Source organism: Glaesserella parasuis (assembly GCF_002015085.1).
In the GTDB taxonomy this organism is placed as follows: domain Bacteria; phylum Pseudomonadota; class Gammaproteobacteria; order Enterobacterales; family Pasteurellaceae; genus Glaesserella; species Glaesserella parasuis.
Genome location: NZ_MUXW01000004.1, coordinates 40416 through 46415, shown reverse-complemented (window position 1 = coordinate 46415; position 6000 = coordinate 40416). Strand labels below are relative to the sequence as shown.

Below are 6000 nucleotides of genomic sequence, written 5' to 3'. Positions count from 1 at the left end.
ATGCCGATTCAGAACTGGAAACTGGCGATGAATCGATTTATGATTGATTTTGGTGATCGCCTAGACGATCACCGTTAAGTTGAAATGGGTGTTTGCACAGAATTTGGGATAGGGTCGTTTGGGGCTTTGTTTTTATCTTTGGGAGAGTAGCTTAATACTTAATCTTGCCACGGCAGATAACTGTTGTGCATCATCTCGAATTTCCACCTGCCACACTTGGCTCTCTTTGCCTAAATGTAACGGTGTTGCTCTGCCCGTGGCTTTTCCGCTTTTTATCGCTTTTAAATGGCTGATATTCAATTCTGTACCGACAGGGATTTGGTTTTCTTCACAGCAAAGTAATGCAGCTGCAGAGCCTAAGGTTTCCGCTAAAGTCGCAGAAATACCGCCATGTAATAAGCCGAATGGCTGTGTTGTGCGGTGATCGACAGGCACGGTCGCTTCTAGACTATCGTTTTGCTGAGCGGTAAATTCAATGCCTAAATGCGAAATAGCAGAGTGTTGGCAGAGTTGATTAAGTTGCTCAATTGTTGTGTTTTTTTTCCAAATCATTTTGTGTTTTCCGTATATAGATAAAACAAAAGCCTGTTCAAATAAACAGGCTTTGTGTATAATTTTTCCCAATGTTTTATTGTTTAAACATAATAAAACAGAGGCGGATCTGCGAAAAATCAGTCCGCCAGTAAGCACCTAGCGAGCTGTTTTAGTAGATCTTTACGTTTAATGTTATCCGTGGAGATAAAAACAATGAAACGCACTCTTTTGTGGTTAATTGTTATTCTGCTATGCCTGTTACTTAAGGGTAGCGCTGGCTAAGCAGTGAAACCGAGCAGGAATGGTGACCGCCGTTCCTGTTTTTATTTTATGCCTATTTTTTATCTAGGTCAAATCACTTCCAACAATGCTTGCACAGGGTGTTTGAGTAGCTGATGTTCCATTCGTTTCACTTGGCTACGGCAAGAGTAGCCAGTGGCAAGGCAACGGGATAAGGTTTTGCCTTGCAACTTAACTTGCCACGATTGTGCGTAAATGCCTTTTGACATTGCAAGGTGCTTGGTTTCGTGTCCGAATGTGCCTGCCATTCCGCAACAGCCGATATTTTCCGCCGTTAAGGTTTCGCCGAAATGGGCGAAAATCTGTTGCCACTCTTTCAAGCTGTTTGGAAGCGAGGTGCTTTCGGTACAGTGTGCAAATAAGTGCCACGGTAAGCGATCGGTTTCGGCTGATTTTTTGCAATGGTCTAGAGAGCCGTTTTTCAGTTGAGCCAACAGCCATTCGTGAGCCAGTAACACCTTAAATTCTCCACAGTCGTCTTTTAAAATTTGGCGATATTCTTCACGGTAAATCAAGGTTAAGGCAGGATCAACGCCAACCATTGCAATGCCTAATTTGGCAACACGGTTTAACAATTCGGCTTGTGTACGAGCGGTGTTGGCAAACTTGTGCAAAAAGCCTTTGATATGTTGAGCTTTACCCGTTGGGTTGAACGGCAACACAATCGCTTTGAAGCCGAGTTTTTGGGCGAGCTGAACAAAGTCCGCCACCACTTTGGCATCATAATAAGAGGTGAAGGGATCTTGTACCACAAGGACATATTTGCAAATTTCTGTGTCTAACTGACCGCTTGTCGCAAGCTGTTCTAGTTCTTCCAAGGTTTTGCCTTGATAGCCGATTTCAACTAACTGTTGCTGTAATGTCGGCACGGATAAGGCTGGTAGATCGACCATTCCGATGGTTTTACTTACAACGGTTTCAGCCAGTTTGTTGGCACTGAAAAAGTTAAACAACTTCGGCTGTTTTGCCATTATCGGTGCAACAAATTCGAGGTTTGCCACCACATAATCTTTCAGCGGACGCAGGTAACGGCGGTGATAAAGTTCGTTAAATTGTGAACGGAACGTTGGTACATCAATTTTTATCGGACATTGGCTGGCACAGGCTTTACAAGCAAGGCAAGTATCCATTGCCGATTTCACTTCGTGGGAGAAATCATACTCTTGTGATTTTCGCCACTGATTGCGGATTTTCTTCGCAAAATCGACTAATTTCGCCGATGTTTGCTGTTTTTCAAAGATCAACTCATCAGGGGAAACATTTTGTTCCGCCAGTAAACGTAGCCATTCACGCACTAACGTTGCTCTTCCTTTCGGTGAAAATAGGCGGTTGCCCGACACTTTCATTGACGGACACATTGTACTGTGTACATCAAAATTGAAGCACAAACCGTTGCCGTTGCAATTCATTGCCCCTTTAAAGGCTTCTCGCACTTGAATAGGAATTTGTCTGTCTAGATCGGCACGCATTTGCGAGTCAATCGGATAAAGGCTGGCTTGGCTATCTAACGGCGTACAGATTTTACCCGGGTTCAAGCGGTTTTGCGGATCGAAAAGCTGTTTGATATAACGCAACTCTTTCCATAAGGTTTCGCCGAAGAACCGCTCGCCATAGGCAGAACGCATACCTTTGCCGTGTTCACCCCAAATCAAACCGCCGTATTTTGCAGTCAATTCAACCACTTGGTCGGAGATTGCCTTGAATTTGGCAACCTGTGCTTTGTCGCATAAATCAAGGGCAGGACGAACGTGCAATACCCCTGCATCGACGTGTCCGAACATACCGTAATCTAAGCCGTGATCGTCGAGCAGTTGGCGACATTCCACAATATAATCTGCCAGATGTTCAGGCGGTACGCAGGTATCTTCCACAAAAGCGATCGGTTTTGCCCAACCTTTTGTATTGCCCAGCAGACCCACCGCTTTTTTCCGCATTGCATAAATTTTTTCAATCGAAGCCAAATCGTTGCAAAGTTGGTAGCCGATGATACCGCTTGTGCCGTTTTGGATTTTCTCATCTAGAGCTTGGCACAGCTTGGCAATCCGCGCTTCATTCTGAGCCTTATCATTTGAAGCATATTCAACAATGTTAATCCCCAAAATCGGATTGTGTTCATCTTCACTGAGTAAATCCGATACCGAATGCCACACAATATCTTGTTTGGCAAGGTTCAGCACTTTGGAGTCCACCGTTTCAACCGATAGGGCTTGCGCTTGCAACATAAAAGGGGCGGAACGTAACGCCGCATCAAAGGAATTATATTTAATGTTAATCAGCGTGCGGTATTCAGGAAGTGGAAGAAGATTGAGCTTAGCTTCGCAAATAAAGGCAAGAGAACCTTCGGAGCCAGTGAGAATACGGGTTAAATTAAATTCGGAGAGATCGTCGTTAAACACATTTTTCAGATCATAACCCGTCAAAAAGCGGTTCAGTTGCGGTAGTTCTTTCAGCACGGTCGGGCGTAACGCTTGGCAACGTTGGAAGATCTCGCTATGTAATTTTTTACCATTTGCCGTGAGATTAAGTTGATCGACATTTGCAAAAAAATCATCGGTTTTGACCGCTTGTGTTTCCAAAATATCGCCGTTCATCAACACCGCTTTAATCGCCAAAATATGATCGGAAGTCTTGCCGTATTGCAACGAACCTTGCCCCGAAGCGTCTGTGTTGATCATTCCGCCTAAGGTTGCTCGGTTGCTGGTTGAAAGCTCAGGGGAAAAGAATAGCCCGTGCGGTTTGAGAAATTGATTAAGCTGATCTTTCACCACGCCAGCTTGCACTCGCACCCAACGCTCTTGTACATTCAGTTCCAAAATTTGCGTTAAATGGCGAGAGAGATCGACAATGATATTATTGTTCAGCGATTGCCCGTTCGTGCCAGTACCGCCACCACGCGGGGTAAAGGTTAAGGCTTGGAATGCGGTTTTTTGTGCCAGTTTGGTTAAAATCACCACATCAGCAACGGATTTCGGAAACAAAATCGCTTGGGGCAGTTGCTGATAGACGCTGTTGTCGGTGGTAAGAGAAAGGCGATCAGCATAGTTTGACGCAATATCACCGCTGAAATGTTGCTGTTTGAGTTCAGCTAAATATTGCTGAACAAGTGGATTCAGTTGGGGGATGTTTGCAAGGCGTGGGATCATAGTTTTTTTAATCTGTTAAAATTTTAACGAGATATTAGCAAGATTTTCATTTAATGAAAATTACTACAAAAAAATTAGCAAAGCATTTAAAAAGTTGCAATTTATTACATTTACTTACATATCCTTGAATGCTTATAAATTGATTTCTTTTACGTTAATGGGATAATAAGCATATTCTTGCCTCGATCTTTAAGAAAGAAAAGACAGGAATGTAAGAAATTTCAGCCTTGAAACAGTTTCTTTGAAAAAGTTCGCTTGAATTTCGGATTTTTTTTAGTAAAATATAATCTAAATTCCGACTTTCTTTTCGTATTGAAGGATAGAAAGCGTAATTAAAGCCTTAGCGTAATGATTACGCTAAGAATTTTGTTTAATTAGATGACGATAATAGAGGATCATCAAAATGAAAAAATCTTTAATTGCATTAGCAGTATCAGGTTTAGCAGTTGCATCAGTAGCAAACGCAGCTCCACAAGCTGACTCTTTCTATGTTGGTGCTAAAGCAGGTTGGGCAACATTCCACAATGATATTAACCAATTAAACTCTAAATATAAGAACGATGCTCGTTATGCAACTAGCGCTAATGGATACGGTATTAACCGTAACTCTGTAACTTACGGTGTGTTTGGCGGTTACCAAATCATCGACAACTTAGCAGTTGAATTAGGTTACGATTATTTCGGTCGTGTTCGTGGTAACAAACAAGAATTCCGTGAATTCAAACACTCTGCACACGGTACACACTTAAGCTTAAAACCAAGCTATGAAGTATTAAGCGGTTTAGATGTTTACGGTAAAGTTGGTGCTGCATTAGTTCGTAATGATTACAAACGTTACTTCCAAACAAGAGAACCAGTTAAATCGCATAACTTAAAAACTTCATTAATCGTTGGTGCAGGTGTTGAGTATGCGATTCTTCCTGAATTAGCTTTCCGTGTTGAATATCAATGGTTGAGCAATGTAGGTAACTTCACTAAAGCTGAAATGAAAGAGAATCGTAGAGCAACTTACAACTATAGCCCAGATTCTCATTCTGTGACCGCAGGCATTTCATATCGCTTTGGTCAAGGTGCAGCACCAGTTGCAGCAGCACCAGAAGTTGTAACTAAAAACTTCGCGTTCAGCTCAGATGTATTATTTGACTTCGGTAAAGCGAACTTAAAACCAGCTGCAGCACAAACATTAGACGCAGCACACACTGAGATCGTAAATTTAGGTTTAGCAAACCCTGCTGTACAAGTAAACGGTTACACAGACCGTATTGGTAAAGATGCTGCCAACTTAACTCTTTCACAAAAACGTGCAGAAACAGTAGCAAACTACATCGTTTCTAAAGGTGTTAACCCAGCTAACGTAACAGCGGTAGGTTACGGTGAAGCTAACCCAGTAACTGGTAACACATGTGACGCAGTTAAAGGTCGTAAAGCATTAATCGTTTGCTTAGCACCAGATCGCCGTGTTGAAATCCAAGTTCAAGGTTCAAAAGAAGTTTCTATGTAATCACTTTTGAATCCAAGAAACTTAAAAAATGCCCGCAAAAGCGGGCATTTTTATTATGCCGAGAAACTTTTATACTTTATTTTACCCATCTATTTCTTCACCAGTTTGATCCCACTTAAAGTTTAATGCAATAGAATTTAAGCAGAAGCGTAATCCTGTAGGTTGAGGCCCATCTTTAAAAACGTGTCCCATATGGGCATCACAATTGCCACAGCGAATCTCAACACGATGTCTGCCTAAACTATAATCATCTACATAACGTAATGAAGACTCCGAGATTGTTTCATAAAAACTTGGCCAGCCACAACCAGCATCAAATTTGGCATCAGAACGAAATAACGCATTATGGCAACGAACACAGCGATATGTCCCCACCCTATTTTCTTTTAGGAACTTACCACTGAAAGGTTTTTCTGTACCTGCATTTAAACAAATTTCAATCTGTTCTTCGGTTAATTCACTAATATCTTTAATCATTTTAAATCCTTTTCTCTTATTGGTTTGTTACCAATTATTCTAACT

4 protein-coding genes are annotated in these 6000 nt (G+C 41.8%); 1 reads left to right on the top strand and 3 read right to left on the bottom strand.

Annotated features, from left to right (window positions below):
- Positions 1 to 132: 132 nt before the first annotated feature.
- On the bottom strand, positions 133 to 552 hold the full coding sequence (locus B0183_RS02670) for a hotdog fold thioesterase (RefSeq protein WP_021119500.1): 420 nt from the start codon (positions 550 to 552) through the stop codon (positions 133 to 135).
- Positions 553 to 884: 332 nt separating this feature from the next.
- Positions 885 to 3977, bottom strand: coding sequence for a D-2-hydroxyglutarate dehydrogenase YdiJ (gene ydiJ / locus B0183_RS02665; protein WP_078208288.1), 3093 nt, complete (start codon positions 3975 to 3977; stop codon positions 885 to 887).
- A 403-nt stretch (positions 3978 to 4380) separates the two neighbouring features.
- On the opposite strand from ydiJ, the gene ompA reads away from it, so the two are divergent.
- Complete coding sequence (gene ompA, locus B0183_RS02660; protein ID WP_021114630.1) at positions 4381 to 5478, top strand: porin OmpA; 1098 nt, start codon at positions 4381 to 4383, stop codon at positions 5476 to 5478.
- 81 nt (positions 5479 to 5559) lie between these two features.
- On the opposite strand, the gene msrB is transcribed toward ompA, so the two are convergent.
- Complete coding sequence (msrB, locus tag B0183_RS02655) at positions 5560 to 5955, bottom strand: peptide-methionine (R)-S-oxide reductase MsrB (RefSeq protein ID WP_005714128.1); 396 nt, start codon at positions 5953 to 5955, stop codon at positions 5560 to 5562.
- Positions 5956 to 6000: the final 45 nt, after the last annotated feature.